The organism is Streptomyces sp. 5-10 (assembly GCF_014712245.1).
GTDB classification, from domain to species: domain Bacteria; phylum Actinomycetota; class Actinomycetes; order Streptomycetales; family Streptomycetaceae; genus Streptomyces; species Streptomyces violaceusniger.
The window spans coordinates 16,030-34,511 of record NZ_JACVYG010000083.1 but is presented as its reverse complement, the minus strand read 5'-3'; the positions used below and the strand labels follow the sequence as shown (position 1 = coordinate 34,511).

Here is an 18,482-nt window from a genome sequence, read left to right as displayed (position 1 = left end):
CTGATCGGCCGAGGCATCCCGGACCTGCGGATCTATGTGCTGGACGGATGTCTGCGGCCGGTGCCTCCAGGGGTGACGGGGGAGATGTATGTCGCTGGTGGTGGGGTGGCGCAGGGCTATCTGAAGCGGCCGGGGCTGAGTGCGTCCCGTTTCGTGGCGGATCCCTTCGCGGGTGATGGTAGGCGGATGTATCGCACCGGTGACCTGGCGCGCTGGAACGCCGACGGGCTGCTGGAGTATCTGGGGCGTGCCGATGATCAGGTGAAGATCCGGGGTTTCCGCATCGAGACGGGTGAGATCGCGGCCGTGCTGTCGGCCTGCCAGGGCGTGGCCGACTGCGCGGTGGTCGCCCGCGACGAGCGGGGCGGCGAACGCAGGCTCGTGGCCTATGTGGTGCCGCAGGACCCGGGAGAGGCGCCGGAGCCGGGCCTGCTGCGGAACGCGCTCGCCGCATCGCTGCCGGACTATATGCTGCCCGCCGCGTTCGTGACGCTGGACGCCCTGCCGCTGAACGCCAGCGGGAAGCTCGACCGCAAGGCGCTGCCCGCCCCGGAGTACACGCCGGCCTCGGCGGGACGTATGGCCGGCACACCCCGCGAGGAGATCCTCTGCGGCCTGTTCGCCGACGTCCTCGGTGTCGAGACGGTGTCGATCGACGGCAGCTTCTTCGACCTCGGCGGCCATTCGCTGCTGGCGGCCAGGGTGGTCAACCGGATCCGCTCCGTCCTGGGCGTCGAACTGTCCGTGCGCACCCTGTTCGAGGCACCGACCGTGGCCGCGCTCGCGAGGGCGCTGGACGGGGAGGAGGGTGCCCGGCAGGCGCTGAGCGCCCGGGAACGGCCCGAGGTGCTTCCGCTGTCCTTCGCCCAGCGCAGGCTGTGGTTCCTCAACCGGATGGAGGGGCCGAGCGCCACCTACAACGCACCGGTGGTGCTCCGGCTGTCCGGGGCACTGGACCGGGCGGCCCTGGAGCTGGCGCTGTCCGATCTGGTCGGCCGGCACGAGAGCCTGCGCACGGTCTTCCCCGAGGTCGACGGCTCCCCCCGGCAGCAGGTGTGGGACCGCGACGCCGTGCGGCTTCCGCTGACGGTGGTGGACACGACCGAGGCCGCCCTGCCGGAGCAGCTCGCGGCGACCGCCACCCGTGGCTTCGACCTGACCGTGCAGCTCCCGCTGCGCACCACCCTGTTCGCGCTCGGCGAGACCGAACACGTCCTGGCCGTGGTGATCCACCACATCGCCACCGACGGCTGGTCCACGGCGCCGCTGGTGCGGGACCTCTCGGCCGCCTACGCCGCCCGCTGCGACGGCCGCGCCCCGGCCTGGGAGCCGCTGCCGCTCGCCTACGCCGACTACACCCTCTGGCAGCGCGACCACCTCGGTGACGAGGACGATCCGGAGAGCCTGGCCTTCCGCCAGCTGGCGTACTGGCGCGAGGCGCTCGCCGGGCTGCCCGACGAGCTGGCCCTGCCCACCGACCGGCCCCGGCCCGCCGTCGCCAGCCATCGCGGCCGCACCATGGAGTTCGCGATCGCCCCCGAGCTGCACCGCGGGCTGACCGCGCTGGCCCGGTCGCGCGGGGTGAGCCTCTTCATGGTCCTGCAGTCGGCGCTGGCCGTGCTGCTGACCAAGCTGGGCGCGGGCGAGGACATCCCGGTCGGAAGCCCCATCGCGGGACGCACCGACGAGGCGCTGGAGGACCTGGTCGGCGTCTTCCTGAACACGCTGGTGCTGCGCACCGACACCTCCGGTGACCCGACCTTCGAGCGTCTGCTGGACCGGGTGCGCCGCACCGCGCTGGACGCCTACGCCCACCAGGACATCCCGTTCGAGCGCCTGGTCGAGGTGGTCGACCCGGAGCGCTCACTGGCCCGGCATCCGCTGTTCCAGGTCACGCTGATGGTCCAGAACATGCCGGCGGCCACGGACACCCTCGGCGGTCTGGCCCTGCGGCCGGAACTGGTCGACCTCGGCGCCGCCAAGGTCGATCTGAGCTTCGCCTTCGGCGAGCGGCCGGACCGGCCGGGCAGTCTGCTCGGTGTCTGCGAGTACAGCACCGACCTGTTCGACGAGGGCACCGTCGAGACGCTGGTGGGGCGGCTGGTCCGAGTGCTGGAGGCGGTGACCGGTGAACCGGGGCTCCGCGTCAGCGAGATCGACGTGCTGTCGCCGGCCGAACGGGCGCGCGTGCTGACCGAGTGGAACGACACCGCTCGCCCGATGCCCTCACGGCGGGTCCATGAGCTGTTCGCGGAACAGGCTGCCCGTACCCCGTCGGCCGTCGCGGTGGTCTCCGGCGGCGTCGAGCTGACCTTCGCCCAGCTGGACGACCGCGCGAGCCGGCTCGCCGCGCTCCTGACCCGCCGTGGCGCGGGCCCCGAGCACCTGGTGGCCGTGGCCGTGCCGCGTTCGGCCGAGCTTCTGGTGGCCCTGCTGGCCGTGCTGAAGACCGGAGCGGCGTATCTGCCGCTGGACCCCGACCATCCGAGGGACCGGATCGGCTACATCCTCCAGGACGCGGGCCCGGCGCTGGCACTGGTCACCTCCGACACCGTTCCCCTTCTCGCGGACGGTGCCGAGGGGGCGGCACCGGTGGTGCTGGACGACCCGGCCACCGCCGCCGAGCTGGCGGCGGCGCCCACGGCCGCGCCCGGTGTGGCCTGTTCACCGGATCACCCGGCGTACGTCATCTACACCTCCGGTTCGACCGGCCGCCCGAAGGGCGTGGTCGTCCCGCACGGCGCGCTGAGCAACTTCCTGGACGACATGGGCGAGCGGTTCGGCCTCGGCCCCGCCGACCGGCTGCTCGCGGTCACCACGGTGTCGTTCGACATCGCGGCCCTGGAGCTCTATCTGCCGCTGCTGTCCGGTGCGGGCGTGGTGATGGCCGACCGGGACACCGTGCGCGACCCGGTCGCGCTGCTGCGGATGGCCGAGGACACCGGGGCGGGCATCGTGCAGGCGACACCGTCGCTGTGGCAGGCCATGGTCACCGCGTCGCCGGAGGGTGTGCGCGGGCTGCGGGCGCTGGTCGGCGGCGAGGCGCTGCCGGAGGGCCTGGCCGCCCGGCTGCGTGAGTCGGCCGCCGGACTGACGAACCTGTACGGCCCGACCGAGACCACCATCTGGTCGACGGCCGCGGACCTGACGGACACCGACGGCCTGCCCTCGATCGGCACCCCGATCGCCAACACCCGGGTCTATGTGCTGGACGACCGGCTGCGCCCGGTCGCCCCCGGAGTGCCGGGCGAGCTCTACATCGCGGGCGCGGGCGTCGTACGGGGCTACCACAACCGGCCGGCGCTGACCGCGGAGCGGTTCGTGGCCTGCCCGTTCGGCGCTCCCGGTGAGCGCATGTACCGCACGGGCGACATCGTGCGCCGGACCGCGGACGGCGGGCTGGAGTTCTCGGGCCGGGCGGACCACCAGGTGAAGGTGCGAGGCTTCCGGATCGAGCTCGGTGAGATCGAGACGGTGCTGACCGCCCATGAGGCGGTCGGCCAGGCCGTGGCCCTCGCCCGCACCGACCAGGGCCCCGGCGCCCGGCTGGTCGCCTATGTGGTGCCGGCGGCGGGCGGCGCCGAGCCGGATGTCTCCGCTCTCCGCGCCCATCTGGCCGGATCGCTGCCGGAGTACATGGTCCCGTCCGCCTTCGTGGTCCTGGACCGGCTGCCGCTCACTCCGAACGGCAAGCTGGACCGCAAGGCGCTGCCCGCGCCGAGCTTCGGCGCGGCGGCCGATTCGCGGCCCCCGCGGACCCCGGTCGAGGAGGCGCTGTGCGCGGTCTTCGCCGAGGTGCTCCGGCTGCCCTCGGTCGGCATCGACGACAGCTTCTTCGAACTGGGCGGCGACAGCATCATGTCGATGCAGCTCGTGGCCCGCGCCCGCGCGGCGGGTCTGGTCCTCGCCGTCAACGACGTGTTCGAGCACAAGACGGTGGCCGGGCTCGCCGCGGCGGCGGAGGTGCTCGACAACGCGGCCTCCCGGGAACCGGACAACCCCGTCGGCGAGTTCGCCCCCACGCCGATCATGCACTGGCTGCGTGAGCGCGGCGGTGCGATCGACTCCTTCAGCCAGCCGATGCTCGTCCGGACCCCGGCGGGTCTGGACCTGCCGACGCTCACCACCGCGCTCCAGGCGCTGCACGACCGGCACGACGTGCTGCGCGCCCGGCTGGGCGGGGACGACGAGGGCGGCTGGCGGCTGAGCGTGCCACCGGCCGGGGCGGTGTCCTCGGCCGACCGCCTCAGCCGGGTCGACACCGCCGGGGTCGCGGACGCGGACCTCGGGCCGCTGCTGGACCGCGCCCTCACCGAGGCCCGCGCGGCGCTGGCGCCGGGGGACGGCGAGATGCTGCGCGCGGTGTGGTTCGACGCCGGTCCCGCACGGCCGGGACGGCTGCTGCTCGTCGCCCACCACCTGGTGGTCGACGGCGCGTCCTGGCGGATTCTGCTGCGGGACCTCGCCGATATCGCGACGGCCGTCGCCGCCGGACGGGAGCCGGAGCTCACCCCGGTAGGCACCTCGGTGCGCCGGTGGAGCGAACACCTGGCGGCCGAGGCGCGCAGGCCGGAACGGCGGGCCGAGCTGCCGCTGTGGACGGACATCCTGTCCGCCCCGGACGCCCAGCTCGGCGGGGCCACATCGGCCCCGGGGCACGACCCGGCCGGACCGGTCGCCCGCGTCACCATGACGCTGTCCGCCGAGCGGACCGCGCCGCTGCTCGGCCAGGTGCCCTCGGTGTTCCACTGCGGTGTGGACGACGTTCTGCTGGGCGCGCTGGCGCTGGCGGTCGCCGACCGGCGCCGCCGGCTGGGCTCTACGGCCACCTCGGTGCTGGTCGCCGTGGAGGGGCACGGCCGGGACGAGAGCGTCGGGGGCGTGGATCTGTCCCGTACGGTGGGCTGGTTCACCAGCCTCCACCCGGTGCGGCTGGACCCCGGCCAGGTGCAGTGGAGCGAGCTGTGGGCGGGCGGCCCGGCCACCGGGCGCGTGGTCAAGCGGATGAAGGAACAGCTGCGCGCGGTGCCCGGCACCGGGATCGGCTACGGCCTGCTGCGCCATCTGGACCGCGAGACGGCCGCGGAGCTGGCCGGGCTGGCCGTGCCGCGGATCGGCTTCAACTACCTGGGCCGGGTCGAGGTCCACGACGGGCCCGGGGGCGACTGGCGCCCGGCCTCGGAGGCGCTCGGGCTCGACCTGGGCGGCGACGGTCCGGGCACCCCGTACGGACTGGAGCTGAACGCCGTCACCATCGACCGCCCCGGCGGCCCGGAGCTCATGGTGACCTGGACCTACGCCTCCGATGTGCTGTCCGAGGCCGAGGTACGGGAGGTCGGCGAGGCGTGGCTGCGCGCCCTGGACGGGATGGCGCTCCACGCGGCCGGACCCGGCGCGGGCGGCCACACCCCTTCGGACCTCGCCCTGTCGGATCTGGAGCAGGAGGAGATCGAGTTGCTGGAGGACGAGTGGTGAAGCGTCGATGACCATCACCTCTGAGGAGTTCACCCGGGCCATGGCCCGGGTGCCCGCCCCCGTGACGGTGGCCACGACGGTCGACGCGTCCGGACGCAGATGGGGGTTCACCGGCAGCTCGTTCAGCTCGCTGTCGCTGACCCCGCCCCTGGTGCTGATCTGCCTGGGCAAGACCGCGAGCACCCATGAAGCCTTCACCACCGCCGAGAGCTTCATGATCAACGTCCTGGCGGAGGGACAGGCGGACATCGCGAGGCGCTTCGCCGCCTCCGGTGCGGACCGGTTCGCGGCGGGGGACACCCTGCCGATGGAGCTGGGGATGCCGGGCATACCGGAGGCGGTCGCCCGGGTCGCCTGTTCACTGCACCGCGTCGTGGACGGCGGCGACCACTCCGTCCTCATCGGCCGGGTCGTGGCGGCCCACGTCGGCGAGGAGGCCCCGCTCGTTTACTGCGACCGCTCCTTCCAGCGCCCGGCGTCGGCGGCCGGGACGGCCCGCGGGGCCGCGTTCTGGTGACCGCGGCCCCGCGGGCCGGGGCGGGCCGGCCGCGGGGGCTCAGTGCCCCCGCGCGATCCACTCCTCCAGGTGCGGGGCCTCGTCCCCGATGGCCGTGGAGTCGCCGTGGCCGGTGCGGACCACCGTCTCCGGGGGCAGCGTCAGCAGCCGCTCCCGGATCGACTCGATGATCGTCGGGAAGGACGAGTACGAGCGCCCGGTGGCGCCCGGGCCGCCCTGGAACAGGGTGTCCCCGGAGAAGACCGTGGTCAGCGCCGGTGCGTACAGACAGACCGCGCCGGGGGAGTGGCCGGGGGTGTGCACCACCCGCAGCCGCGTCCCGGCCACGGTGAGGACGTCGCCGTCGGCCAGCGGCTTGTCCGGGGCGCGGTCCGGGTGGCGCATCCGCCACAGCACCTCGTCCTCCGGGTGCAGCAGGATCGGCGCGCCCGTGCGCTCGGCGAGCGCGGGGGCCGCGTCGATGTGGTCGTCGTGGCCGTGGGTGCAGATGATGCCGAGCAGCCGGCGGTCACCGACGGCGTCCGCGATCGCGTCGGCGTCATGCGCGGCGTCGATCACGTAGACCTCGTGGTCGTCGCCGACCAGCCATACGTTGTTGTCCACCTCCCAGGTGCCGCCGTCCAGCGAGAAGGTGCCGGAGGTGACGAGGTGGTCGACGCGTACGGGCGGAGGGGTCATCAGAACATCACCACCGAGCGGAGCACCTCACCGCGGTGCATCTTGGCGAACGCCTCCTCGATGTCCTCGAGCCCGATCGTCTCGCTGACGAACGCGTCCAGGTCGAGGCGGCCCTGCTGGTAGAGGTCGATCAGCAGGGGGAAGTCGCGAGACGGCAGACAGTCCCCGTACCAGGAGGACTTGAGCGCCCCGCCGCGCCCGAAGACGTCCAGGAGCGGCAGCTCCAGCTTCATCTCGGGGGTGGGGACGCCGACCAGGACGACGGTGCCGGCCAGGTCGCGGGCGTAGAACGCCTGCCGGTAGGTCTCGGGGCGGCCCACCGCCTCGATGACGACATCCGCGCCGTTGCCGTCGGTCAGTTCGCGGACGGCCTCGACGACGTCGGCGCTGCCCGCGTCGATGGTGTGGGTGGCGCCCAGCGAGCGGGCCCACTCCAGCTTCCGCTCGTCCAGGTCCACCGCGATGATCTTCGCGGCCCCGGCCAGCCGCGCCCCGGCGACCGAGGCGGCGCCGACCCCGCCGCAGCCGATCACGGCGACGGAGTCACCGCGCTGGACGTTGCCGGTGTTGAGCGCGGCGCCGATGCCGGCCATCACCCCGCAGCCGAGCAGCCCGGCCGCGGCGGGCGAGGCCGAGGGGTCGACCTTGGTGCACTGCCCGGCCGCCACCAGCGTCTTCTCGGCGAACGCGCCGATGCCGAGCGCCGGGGTGAGCGCGGTGCCGTCGGTCAGCGTCATGGGCTGCTTCGCGTTGTGGGTGTTGAAGCAGTACCAGGGGCGGCCGCGGCGGCAGGCCCGGCACTCGTGGCAGACCGCGCGCCAGTTGAGGATCACGAAGTCGCCGGGGGCCACCTCCGTGACGCCCTCGCCCACGGACTCCACGATGCCCGCCGCCTCATGGCCGAGGAGGAAGGGGAACTCATCGTTGATCCCGCCCTCCCGATAGTGCAGATCGGTGTGGCAGACGCCGCACGCCTGGACCCGGACCACCGCCTCGCCGGGGCCGGCGTCCGGCACCACGATCGTCTCGATCCTGACCTTCTCGCCCTTGCCGGGGGCCACCACGCCGCGTACCTGTTGAGTCATGACAGCAGCGTAAGTGGCGACCAGCGGCTACGACAGGGATGACGAGGCCCGTCCGGAACGGGCCGCACCGGTCCCCGGTGCGGCCCGCTCGGGCTTCTTTCGGACTTCCCCCGGGGATTACTTCACGTTGATCGCGGTCCAGGCGGCGGCGACCGCCTTGTACTCGGTGGAGTTGGCCCCGTAGAGGTCGGAGGCGGCGCTGAGGGTGCCGGTGCGGGCGCCCGCGTACTTGGTCGTCGAGGTCCAGTACGTGGTCAGGGCCCGGTACCAGATCTTGATGGCCTTGTCCCGGCCGATCCCGGTGACGGTCGAGCCGTCGTAGGTCGGGCTGTTGTAGCTCACGCCGTTGATCACCTTCGCGCCGCTGCCCTCGGACAGCAGGTAGAAGAAGTGGTTGGCGGGGCCGGAGGAGTAGTGGACGTCGATGTTGCCGAGCGTCGAGGACCAGTAGTCCTTGGACGCCCCGTCCTTGCTCGGCTTGTCCTGGTAGCGCAGCGGGGTGCCGTCGCCATTGATGTTGATCTTCTCGCCGATGAGGTAGTCACCGGCGTCCGCGGAGTTGCCCGAGTAGAACTCCACCGCGGTGGCCATGATGTCGGAGGTGGCCTCGTTGAGACCGCCGGACTCACCGCTGTAGTTGAGGTTCGCGGTGGCCGCGGTCACACCGTGGCTCATCTCGTGGCCGGCCACGTCCATCGCGGTCAGCGCGTTGGCGTTGCCCGAGCCGTCGCCGTACGTCATGCAGAAGCAGGAGTCCTGCCAGAAGGCGTTGACGTAGTTGTTGCCGTAGTGGACGCGGGAGTACGAGCCCACGCCGTTGTTCTTGATGCCGTTGCGGCCCAGGAACTCCTTGTAGAAGTCCCAGGTCTCGGCCGCGCCGTAGTGCGCGTCGACGCCGGCGGTCTGGCGCCCGCCGCCCCATACGTCGTCCGCGTCGGTGAACAGGGTGCCGGTTCCCGAGCTGCCCTGGTTCAGGTCGTACGTCTTGTGGTTGCCCCGTGTGGAGTCGGTGAGGCTGTACGTGGAGCCGCTCTTGGTGGTGCCCAGGGGCACCGTGCCGCTGTACTTGCTGGTGCCGGTGCCCGTCTCGACGCCCTCCCACTGGGACAGCTTCTTGCCCGTGGTGGCGTCGGTGACGACGTGCAGCTCGCTCGGGGTGCCGTCGGCCTGTGTGCCGGTGACGACGGTCTCCCAGGCCAGGACGGGCTTGCCGGTGGCCGCCCAGACCACCTTCCGCGGCGACTTGGCCTTCTCGCCGGTGGTCGCCTTCGGCGCGGCCTTCAGCGCGGTGCCGGAGGCGGCCGAGGCGGCCACGGCGGCGTCGGTGCTCTTGACCGCTATCCGCGCGTCGGTGGCCTTGTTGACGGAGCGCGCGCCGCTGGTCTTCTCGTGGACGACCAGGTCGCCGCCGAGGACGGGCAGCCCCGCGTAGGTGCGCTCGTAGCGGGTGTGAACGGTTCCGTCCGCGTCCTTGATGACGTCGCGGACGAGGAGCTTCTCCTTGGCCCCGAGCCCGAGGGACTCGGCCTGCGCGGAGGCGTCGGCCTGGGCCGCCTTGATCGCGGTGGCGCGCTCGCCCACGGTCAGCGGGAGCGCCGTGGCGCCCGCCTCGCGGGAGTGCTCCGGCTGGGCGCTGGCCTGGCCGGTCTGCACGCCGATGACGACCATGGCGGCGGAGGCGACGAGCGCCGCCACGCGGACGGTCTTCTTACGGGGGGAGGAAGCGTTGGGTCTCACTCGGTCTCCTTGCCTTGGGGCCGCCGGGTCGCGGCCCTGTGTAGGGGGTACGGACGGCCATGGGTGGGCCGTCCGGTCGAGCAGGAGTGGTGCGAGTGGTGCACGGAGCGGTGCATGAGGGCCTTACCGCGGAGTCAGAAGACGCGCGGCGGGCCGACCAGAGATTGTCATTGATCGATCGATCGGGATAGGCGCGTAACAAGAATTTGACTCGACGTTGTTCAAGTAGGGGCGAATTCGGTCAGCGAGGCATGAGGCAACAACGGCCGGTTGATGCTGACTTATCCCGCTACGTCATGCCCCCGCCGCATCGGTGTCCGCGGCCGGGGCGGGGGCGGGCCCCGGCCGATCGCCCAGGTGACGGGCGCGGCGGGGCGATCGGCGGGCCCGGAGGGCGGCGTTGCCGTGTACGCGACGAGAAGACGATCTGTGGGGCGGGCCGTGCCCAACCGGCCTTTCCCGGGGGCGCGGCGGGGCTTCCCGGGGGCGCGGCGGCCTTTCCCGAGGGCGCGGCGGGGCTTCCCGGGGCACGGCCCAGCCTCAGAACTCCAACACGGCCCGGTAGCGCGCGCGTCCGTGGCGGACGTGGTCGAGCGCCTCGCCGATGCGCGCGACCGGGAACGTCTCGACGGCTGGGCGGATGCCGTGCCGCGCCGCGAAGTCCAGCATCCGCCGGTTCTCCTCCGCCGATCCCACGACGCCGCCGACGAGCCGCTTCTCGCCCGGCAGCAGGCTCAACGGGTGGACGCCGAACGCCCCGTGGGGAACGCCGACCACGCACAGCGTCCCCTGCGGGCGCAGCGCCGCGAGGTAGTCGTCCCACGGCAGATCGGCCGAGACGGTCGAGAGGACGAAGTCGAACGAGCCAGAGGCCCGCCGCAGCCCCTCCTCCGCGACGATGAACTCATGGGCGCCGAACCGCCGGGAGTCGTCCGCCTTCGCCGCCGTCGAGGAGATGACGGTCACATGGCAGCCCCACTTGGCGAGGAACTGGATCGCGAGGTGGCCCAGACCGCCCATGCCCACCACGGCGACCCGGTCCGTGGGGCGGACCCCGTTCCGGCTGATCGCCGAGAAGACCGTGATCCCGGCGCACAGGAGCGGCGCCGCGTGCTCGGAGGCGAGGGCGTCGGGCAGGGGCTGGACATACCGCCAGTCGCTCGCCCGCACCCGGGTGGCGAACGCGCCGCGGTCGCCGCGCAGCGCCGTGTCGTCCTTCCGCGGGCACAGATACTGCCGGCCGGTGAGGCACCACTCGCAGGCGAAGCACGCCCCGGCCATCGCGCCGACGCCCACGCGCTGCCCGACGGCCAGCCGCGTGCCGTCGACGGCGCTGCCCACGGCCTCGACCACGCCGACCGCCTCATGCCCCGCGACCACCGGGTACCGGGAGAGGCCGTACACGTCGTCCACCAGGCCGACGTCGGTCTGGCAGACGCCGCAGTGCGTCACGGCGACGTCGACCTCCAGCGGCCCCAGGGGCTCCGGCTCGTACTCCAGCGGCCGTACCGGGCCACCGGCCCGCTCCACCGCGTACGCGCGCACGGTCATGCGTCCCACCTCATTTTTAACTAACTAGTTGGTTGGATTTACGCACGCTACGCCCCCACGCCGGACGTCGGCAACTAACCAGTTGGTAACCTGACCCCATGTCTCCCCGGAAGAGCGATGCCACCCGCCGCCGCCTGCTCGACGCGGCCACCGCCGACTTCGCCGCCCATGGCATCGCGGGCGCCCGGGTCGACCGCATCGCGGCCGCCGCGGGCGTCAACAAGGCGCAGCTGTACGCCTACTTCGGGGACAAGCTCGGCCTCTTCGGCGCCGTCTTCCGCCGCCACGCCGACGCCGTCGTCGACGCCGTGCCGTTCACGGCCGACGACCTGCCCCGGTACGCCGTGCGGCTGTACGAGGCCACCATCGAACGGCCGGAGCTGGTCCGCCTGGCCACCTGGGCGAAGCTCGAAGGCGTGGTCACCGACAACCTGGTGACCGAGTCATCCGCCGTCACCGTCAAACTCCAGGCGATCGCCGAGGCCCAGCGCGCCGGCCGTGTCACCGCCTCGATCGACCCCCAGGACGTCCTCGCGCTGGTCCTCGCCATGGCCCTGACCTGGTCCGCCGCCGGCCTCTCCGCCACCGCCGCCCCCGACGACCCGCCCGAGGCCCACACCCGCCGCAAGCAGGCCCTGGCCCAGGCGGTCTCGGGCGCCTTCCGTGCAAGCGCTGATCGTCATCCGGAAGGGTGACAACGGACCCAACCGCCCGAGACGGCTCGCCGCGACGGGGTGGCCGTGGACACGGCGAGGGCCGCCCCGGGTGCGGGGCGGCCCTCGGTGGTGGTGCGCTGGGGGAACCTCAGACGTTGACGCCGAAGTCCTTGGCGATGCCCACCAGGCCGGAGGCGTAGCCCTGGCCCACGGCGCGGAACTTCCACTCCGCGCCGTTGCGGTACAGCTCGCCGAAGACCATGGCGGTCTCGGTGGCCGCGTCCTCGCTCAGGTCGTAGCGGGCGATCTCGGTGCCGCCGGTCTGGTTGACGATGCGGATGAACGCGTTCCGCACCTGGCCGAAGTTCTGGCTGCGGGACTCGGCTTCGTAGATCGAGACCGGGAAGACGATCTTCTCCACGTCGGCCGGCAGACCAGCCAGGTTGACGTTGATCTGCTCGTCGTCGCCCTCGCCCTGGCCGGTGACGTTGTCACCGGTGTGGACGATGGTCTGGTCCGGCGTGGACTTGTTGTTGAAGAACACGAAGTGCTGGTCGGAGTAGACCTTGCCCTGCGTGTTCACGGCGATGGCGCTCGCGTCGAGGTCGAAGTCGGTGCCCGTGGTGGTGCGGACGTCCCAGCCGAGGCCGACCGTGACGGCGGTCAGGCCCGGTGCCTCCTTGGTGAGCGAGACGTTGCCGCCCTTGGACAGGCTTACAGCCATGGGGAGTCCCTTTCGTGGTCTCTGTGGTCCGAGGCGACGGGCGAAGCCGTCGTCACCCTCCACAACGCCATGAATGGCCCGACAGGTTCCAGCTCTCTTTACTTTCTTTGCCAAACCCTGATGTCGGGGTGCGACGAGATAACAAGATGACGCCACCGGGGTCGGCGGGCGACCATGGGGGACATGTCCGCGCCCTATGTCATCCGAGGTTCGGTCCTCCTGCCGGAGGCCGAGTTGATGTGGCGTTTCTCGCGGTCCTCCGGGCCCGGCGGACAGCACGTCAACACCAGTGACAGCCAGGTCGAGCTGCGCTTCGACCTCGCCCGCACCGAGGCGCTGCCGCCCGTATGGAAGGAGCGCGCCCTGGAGCGGCTGGCGGGCCGGCTGGTGGACGGGGTGGTGACCGTACGGGCCTCCGAGCACCGTTCGCAGTGGCGCAACCGCGAGACGGCCGCCGTAAGGCTCGCGTCCCTGCTCGCGGAGGCGACCGCGCCACCGCCCAAGCCGCGCCGCCCCACCCGGATCCCCCGGGGCATCAACGAGCGGCGGCTGCGCGAGAAGAAGCAGCGGAGCGACGTCAAGCGGGGGCGTACGGGGCGGGGCTGGACGTAGCCCGCCCCGGGCTGGCCCGGGTCACCGTTCCCCGGGCTGCCCCGTCACCGTTCCCTGGGCTCCCCGGTCACCGTTCCCCGGCCGCCGCCTCCTCGGCGCCCCTCACCCCAGCGTCCGGTAGCGCCCCCTGAAGTACGTCAGCGGCCCGCCCTCCGCGGCCGGTGCCGTCGCGGCGAGCACCCGGGCCACCACCAGCGTGTGGTCCCCGGCGGTCACCCGCTGCTCGGTGCGGCACTCCAGCGTCGCCAGCGCGCCCACCGCGAGCGGGGCGTCCGTATGCTCGCCCCGCACCACGGACATGTCCTCGAACAGCAATCTGTCGCTGATGCGCCCCTTCATGGCGAATCGTCCCGCGATGTGTCGCTGACCTTCCGACAGGACCGATACCGCCCAGTGGGGCTGTCGCTCCAGGAGCTCGTCCATCCGGGATCCGTTGCGAACGCTCACCATCACCAGCGGCGGGTCAAGTGACACTGACATGAACGCGGTGGCCGTCATGCCGACGTCCTCGCCGCGCGGCCCCTCCTCCGGGTCGTGCGCGGTCACCAGCACCACGCCCGCGGTGAACCGCGACAGCGCGATGCGGAACTCGTCCTCGCTCACCCCACCAGCATGGGGGACGGCGGGCTCGGCTGGGCTGGAAGGAGTCGTCGGGAACACCCTTCGACGCTAACCGCCCCCGGCCGGTCCCCGCATCGGGCCCGGGGACCACTCCGGGCGTAGGTCGCGGGCCGTAAGCCCGGCGCCGAACCGGAGGGTGCCCGGGCGGTGTCCGGACTCCCCGGGCGGCCACCCCCACGGCCAGGCGCCCGCGTTCCGGGATTTGCGATCACAAAAGCTAGGAGCGCTCCCATACGCCCTGTCGAAGAAGTGAACACTGTCTGTGACATGAGTCACAGCAGGCGGTAATTGTTGACCCTGTGTACCGAGTGGGCAGCTCGCTGTGATTCAGTGGCCGTGGCAATCGGACGACAAGACGCCAGGAGTTTGCTGTCGAGGTCTCGGGGGAGTGCGATCGATGGAGACCGAGTCGGAGCCGTACATCCGCCTTGCGACGCTGCGGCAGCTGCACCAGGTGGTCGCCGATCTGAACACCGCCCGCAGCTTCGCCGACACGCTCCAGGCCGTCGCCGACGGTGTCATCGCCGGACTCGGCTTCGAGCTGTCGGCCGTCAACCTCGTCCGCCCCGACGGGGACCTCGTGGTCGCCGCCGTCGGCGGCAGCGCCGGGGCCGAGGCGCTGATGGCCGGGCGGGTCGGCTCCCGCTGCTCCTGGGAGCGCCGGCTGTCCATGGGCGAGCGCTGGGGCGATCTGCGCTTCATCCCGTACAGCGAGGGCTGGGTCCTCGACGACGACGACGTCCCGCAGTGGCACACCCCAGGACCCGCGCCCCGCTTCCCCGACGAATGGCATCCGATGGACCGCCTGTTCGCCCCGCTCTACGCGGCGGGCGCCTCCGGCGGCGAGCTCATCGGCGTCCTGTCCGTCGACAAACCGCGCAACGGCCGCCGCCCCGGCGCCTGGGGCCGCGAGGCCCTCCAGATGTACGCCTTCCACGCCGCCGTGGCGATCGGCAACGCCCGGCTGCGCGGCAACATGCAGCGCGCCCTGCTGCGCCTGGAGCGCGAGCAGCAGGCGCTGCGGGCCAGCGAGGAGTCCTTCCGGCAGGCGTTCGAGTACGCGCCCAGCGGCATGGCCATCGCCGAGATGGGCGGCGATCAGCACGGCCGGCTGCTGCGCACCAACGACGCCCTGTGCCGGCTGCTGGGCCGCCCGGCCTCCGCGATGCGCCGCTTCTCCTTCTCCGACCTGGTTCACCCCGAGGACATCGGCACCCTGCTGCGCACCTCCGCCGAGGGCGGCCGCGCCGAGCTGCGGCTGGCCCGCCGCGACGGTTCGTACGTCTGGGTCTCGCTGCGCAACTCGGTGGTGGCCGACGCCGCCGACGGCCCGCGCTTCCTGCTCACCCATGTCGAGGACATCGAGGAGCGCAAGCGCCATGAGCTGCAGCTCGCCCACCGCGCCAGCCATGATTCCCTGACCGGCCTGCCCAACAGCGCCGAGCTGCGCGCCCGGCTCGCCGCCCGGCTGTGCGCCACCCCGCCCCGGCCGGGCGGGGGGTACGAGGACGGGGGCGCGTCGGACGACGGCTTCGCGGGCGACGGCGGGGTCTATGTGGACGCGGCGGGGCATCTGCACGGCTTCGACGAGTTCGAGTGCTTCGGCACCCCGCCCCCGGTCGAGACCGCCCCGTTCGACGGCCATGTGCACACCGTCCCGCCCAACGAGGACTCCGACATCGACGACGGCCACAAGGGGCTCGCGGTGCTCTTCTGCGACCTCGACGGCTTCAAGTCCATCAACGACCGGTTCGGGCACCACGCGGGCGACGCCGTGCTCATCGAGGTCGCCCGCCGGCTGACCAACGGCGTACGGGAAGGGGACACGGTCGCCCGACTCGGCGGTGACGAGTTCGTCGTCCTCGCCGACGGCCTCGGCCGGGCCGACGCGGCCGACCTGGCGGTGCGGCTGCGGAACGCGATCACCCCGCCCATCCGGGTGGACGGCCGGGCGGTGCGGGTCGGTGCCAGCTTCGGCATCGGCTGGGCGGGCTGCGGAATGTCGGCCGAAGAGGTGCTGCACTCCGCTGACCAGCGAATGTACATCGAGAAGCGGTCCCGCTCCAAGGAGCGCCGCCGGGCGGGGTGAGGGGTGTGGGGCGGTGTGGGTGGCGGGGTGGTTGTGAGATATGTCCGGGGTGGGAGGTGGGTGCCGCCGGGCGGGATGAGGTAGGGGAGCGGTCGGTCGCGGTAGGCTGCGCCGATGCGGCCCTGCCGCCGACAGTGAACCGATCATGAATATTGGCCATCCGGACAGCACACGCCCTGTTGAGGCCCTCTCGACCCTGATATGAGCTGTCGTGGCGCGTTCTGATCCCGCGCCGATGGCCATATGCATAGGGGAGTGACGAGGGATGACGGCCGGCAACAACGGCTCGGGCACACCGGAGAACGACGACCCGTTCGCCTACCTGTATCGCTCGGAGGGCGATCAAGGGAACGAGGGCGGTCAGTCGGGCCAGCCGGGTGCCGCCCCCCGCACCGGCGGCTATGGCTACCCCGGCCCGGCCCAGCCGGGGGTTCCCCGCACCTCGTACAACCAGGTCCGCGCGGTGGGCGAACGCACCTACGGCCAGCAGATCCCGAACCAGCAGCCGCAGGGGTACGGCCAGCAGGGCGGCTACGGCCGGCAGAACGCCCACTACGCCGCCCCCGAGACCCTGCCCGGCGGCGCCCCCCGCCAGCCCGGTGCGGCCGCCCCGCGCGGCGGCCATGGCGGCGGCGGCCGTGGCCCCAACAACAAGGGGCTGCTCATCGGGGCGATCGCCGTGGTCGCGGTGGTCCTCGTGGGCATCGGCGTCGCCATGATCACCAACGGTGACGGCAGCAAGGACGACCAGGCCGACCCGACCGGCCAGCCCACGGCGGGCTCCAGCGTCCAGCCCAGCGAGCCCTCCGGGCCCTCCAAGGGCCCGGAAGACGAGAAGCTGCCCACCGAGGACGCCGCGAAGATGAAGCTGACCGGCGGCGCGGCCCCGGCGAGCGACATCAAGGGCGCCAAGGCCGCGGGCGGCACCTACGTGGGCGGGCTCAACGCCCCGGGCTCGTCCGTGACCTGGAACGTGGACGTGGCCAAGGCGAAGTCCTACCGGCTGTACGTCACCTACGGCGTGCCCGGTGAGGACCAGAGCATGTCGCTGACGATCAACGGTAAGAAGGAGACGCGGCCGCTCAACATGAAGAACTTCTCGGGCGCGCCGAAGGGGGACTACGAGAAGGGCTGGACGGAGACCTGGTCGATCGTCCAGCTCACCAAGGGCACCAACACGGTCACCGTGTCGTGTGACCCTGGCGACAAGTGCGACGCCAACATTGACCAGATGTGGCTCGCCAAGGCCAAGGGGTAGCCAAGGGCTGGGTGGTGTCCGGCGGTACGCGTACGCCTGCGGCGGGCTGTTCCCCTCCCCGCCCCTTCCCACAACTGGGGCTCCGCCCCAGACCCCGCTCCTCAAGGGCCGGGGGGCTGGGTGGTGGGGTTCTGCCCCAGGTCCCGCTCCTCAAGCGCCGGAGGGGCTGGAAGGTGGGGTTCTGCCTCAGGCCTCGTTCCTCAAGGGCCGGGGGGCTGGGTGGTGGGGTTCTGCCCCAGGTCCCGCTTCTCAAGGGCCGGGGGGCTGGGTGGTGGGGTTCTGCCTCAGGTCCCGCTTCTCAAGGGCCGGAGGGGCTGGGTGGGGCTTCGCCCACGGGGTCCAGGGGCGAAGCCCCTGCCGCGTGGCGGAGCCGCTGGACACCCCGTAGGGCCGGTGCGGCGCTCGGTGGTTGCTCAGGCCGCCGCCGGGTGCTCCGTCACCTCGACCCGTGCCAGCACCTCGTCGTAGACCGCGGGGTCGAACTCGCCCGCCACCGGGGCCCTTACGGCGGCCGCCGACAGGGCCACCGCGCGGGCCAGCCGGTCCGGCCACGGCGCCTCCTCGACCAGCCCGGACAGCAGCCCCGCGACCGCCGCGTCCCCGGCGCCCGTCGGATTGCCCGTCAGCCGGCGCGGCGGGGCGGCGCGCCAGGCGCCGTGGGCGGTGACCGCGAGCATGCCGTCGGAGCCCAGCGAGGCGGCCACCGCGCGCGCCCCGCGCCGCCGGGCGTCGCGCGCGGCGCGCAGCGGGTCGGTGGAGCCGGTGAGCCCGGCGAGCTCGTCGGCGTTGGGCTTGACGAGATGGGGGCGGGCGGCGATGCCCCGGCGCAGCGGTTCGCCGCTGGTGTCCAGCAGGGTGGGCACGCCCGCCGCGTGCGCCTCCCGGATGAGCTGGGCGTACGTCCCGACGGGGACCCCGGGCGGCAGGCTGCCGCACAGCGCGACCGCCGACGCCTCGCGCAGCAGCCGGCCGTAACCGTCCATGAACGTGGACCACTCGGGGGTGGTGACGATCGGGCCCGGCTCGTTGAGCTGGGTGGTGTCGCCCGTTGCGGAGTCCACGACGCCGATGGTGCGCCGGGTGGTGCCGGCGATCGGGACCAGCGCGTCGGTGATCGTGCCGCGAGGGGCCTCGGGGCCGCCGCCGGGCGTGGCGATCTCGGCGAGCAGCTGCCGCAGCACCGCACCGGTGACCCCGCCGACGAAGCCGGTGACGACGGTGTCATGGCCCAGCGCGGCCAGCACCCGGGCCACGTTGAGACCCTTGCCGCCGGGTCGTTCGGTGACCTCGGTGACCCGGTGGCTGGTGTGCGGGCGCAGTTCCGACACCCGGTAGGTGACGTCGAGGGCGGTGTTGAGCGTGACCGTGAGGATCACCCTGGCATCCCCTCTCCCGTCCCCCCGCCGGACGGAGACTCCTGTGCTGAATGCGACTGTGTGCCGAGCCGTGCGCGTGCCCGTGCCGTGCGCGTGCCCGTGC

At 72.6% G+C, this 18,482-nt stretch carries 13 protein-coding genes; 6 read left to right on the top strand and 7 right to left on the bottom strand.

The genetic code is table 11. The features are described from left to right. Positions 1 to 186: 186 nt before the first annotated feature. Positions 187 to 5,475, top strand: coding sequence for a non-ribosomal peptide synthetase (locus IEJ02_RS45240; RefSeq protein ID WP_369075666.1), 5,289 nt, complete (start codon positions 187 to 189; stop codon positions 5,473 to 5,475). 7 nt (positions 5,476 to 5,482) lie between these two features. After that, on the top strand, positions 5,483 to 5,992 hold the full coding sequence (locus IEJ02_RS45235) for a flavin reductase family protein (RefSeq protein WP_191070122.1): 510 nt from the start codon (positions 5,483 to 5,485) through the stop codon (positions 5,990 to 5,992). A gap of 39 nt (positions 5,993 to 6,031) precedes the next feature. Here IEJ02_RS45235 and IEJ02_RS45230 read toward each other — a convergent pair whose 3' ends face one another. From IEJ02_RS45230 to IEJ02_RS45215, 4 genes are all read right to left on the bottom strand, one after another. Then, a complete protein-coding gene (locus IEJ02_RS45230) occupies positions 6,032 to 6,670 on the bottom strand; it encodes an MBL fold metallo-hydrolase (RefSeq protein ID WP_137978455.1) in 639 nt (212 codons plus the stop codon). Next, positions 6,670 to 7,755, bottom strand: coding sequence for an S-(hydroxymethyl)mycothiol dehydrogenase (locus IEJ02_RS45225; RefSeq protein ID WP_191070121.1), 1,086 nt, complete (start codon positions 7,753 to 7,755; stop codon positions 6,670 to 6,672). The genes IEJ02_RS45230 and IEJ02_RS45225 overlap by 1 nt, the downstream gene beginning before the upstream one ends. Before the next feature lie 117 nt (positions 7,756 to 7,872). Next, positions 7,873 to 9,492 carry a M4 family metallopeptidase gene (locus IEJ02_RS45220; RefSeq protein WP_191070120.1) on the bottom strand — a complete coding sequence of 540 codons (1,620 nt, stop codon included), beginning with the start codon at positions 9,490 to 9,492 and terminating at the stop codon, positions 7,873 to 7,875. Between the two features lie 540 nt (positions 9,493 to 10,032). Beyond that, positions 10,033 to 11,043 (bottom strand): NAD(P)-dependent alcohol dehydrogenase, encoded by a 1,011-nt coding sequence (locus tag IEJ02_RS45215; RefSeq protein ID WP_191070119.1) that lies wholly within the window; start codon positions 11,041 to 11,043, stop codon positions 10,033 to 10,035. Between the two features lie 98 nt (positions 11,044 to 11,141). On the opposite strand from IEJ02_RS45215, the gene IEJ02_RS45210 reads away from it, so the two are divergent. Next, positions 11,142 to 11,738: a TetR/AcrR family transcriptional regulator gene (locus tag IEJ02_RS45210; RefSeq protein WP_191070118.1), complete on the top strand. Its 597-nt coding sequence runs from the start codon at positions 11,142 to 11,144 to the stop codon at positions 11,736 to 11,738. A gap of 109 nt (positions 11,739 to 11,847) precedes the next feature. Here IEJ02_RS45210 and IEJ02_RS45205 read toward each other — a convergent pair whose 3' ends face one another. After that, on the bottom strand, positions 11,848 to 12,423 hold the full coding sequence (locus tag IEJ02_RS45205) for a TerD family protein (RefSeq protein WP_191070117.1): 576 nt from the start codon (positions 12,421 to 12,423) through the stop codon (positions 11,848 to 11,850). Between the two features lie 183 nt (positions 12,424 to 12,606). On the opposite strand from IEJ02_RS45205, the gene arfB reads away from it, so the two are divergent. Then, positions 12,607 to 13,035 carry an alternative ribosome rescue aminoacyl-tRNA hydrolase ArfB gene (gene arfB / locus IEJ02_RS45200; protein ID WP_137980813.1) on the top strand — a complete coding sequence of 143 codons (429 nt, stop codon included), beginning with the start codon at positions 12,607 to 12,609 and terminating at the stop codon, positions 13,033 to 13,035. 102 nt (positions 13,036 to 13,137) lie between these two features. Here the strand turns inward: arfB and IEJ02_RS45195 are convergent, their stop codons facing one another. Next, entirely contained in the window at positions 13,138 to 13,638 is a 501-nt protein-coding gene (locus IEJ02_RS45195; protein WP_370467244.1) for a flavin reductase family protein, read from the bottom strand. A 415-nt stretch (positions 13,639 to 14,053) separates the two neighbouring features. On the opposite strand from IEJ02_RS45195, the gene cdgB reads away from it, so the two are divergent. Together cdgB and IEJ02_RS45185 are read left to right on the top strand one after the other, a co-directional pair. Next, positions 14,054 to 15,745 carry a diguanylate cyclase CdgB gene (cdgB, locus tag IEJ02_RS45190; protein ID WP_191070115.1) on the top strand — a complete coding sequence of 564 codons (1,692 nt, stop codon included), beginning with the start codon at positions 14,054 to 14,056 and terminating at the stop codon, positions 15,743 to 15,745. A 265-nt stretch (positions 15,746 to 16,010) separates the two neighbouring features. Then, positions 16,011 to 17,003 (top strand): CBM35 domain-containing protein, encoded by a 993-nt coding sequence (locus IEJ02_RS45185; RefSeq protein ID WP_191070114.1) that lies wholly within the window; start codon positions 16,011 to 16,013, stop codon positions 17,001 to 17,003. A 413-nt stretch (positions 17,004 to 17,416) separates the two neighbouring features. Here the strand turns inward: IEJ02_RS45185 and IEJ02_RS45180 are convergent, their stop codons facing one another. After that, positions 17,417 to 18,379, bottom strand: a complete 963-nt coding sequence (locus IEJ02_RS45180) for a 1-phosphofructokinase family hexose kinase (RefSeq protein ID WP_191070113.1) — start codon at positions 18,377 to 18,379, stop codon at positions 17,417 to 17,419. Positions 18,380 to 18,482: the final 103 nt, after the last annotated feature.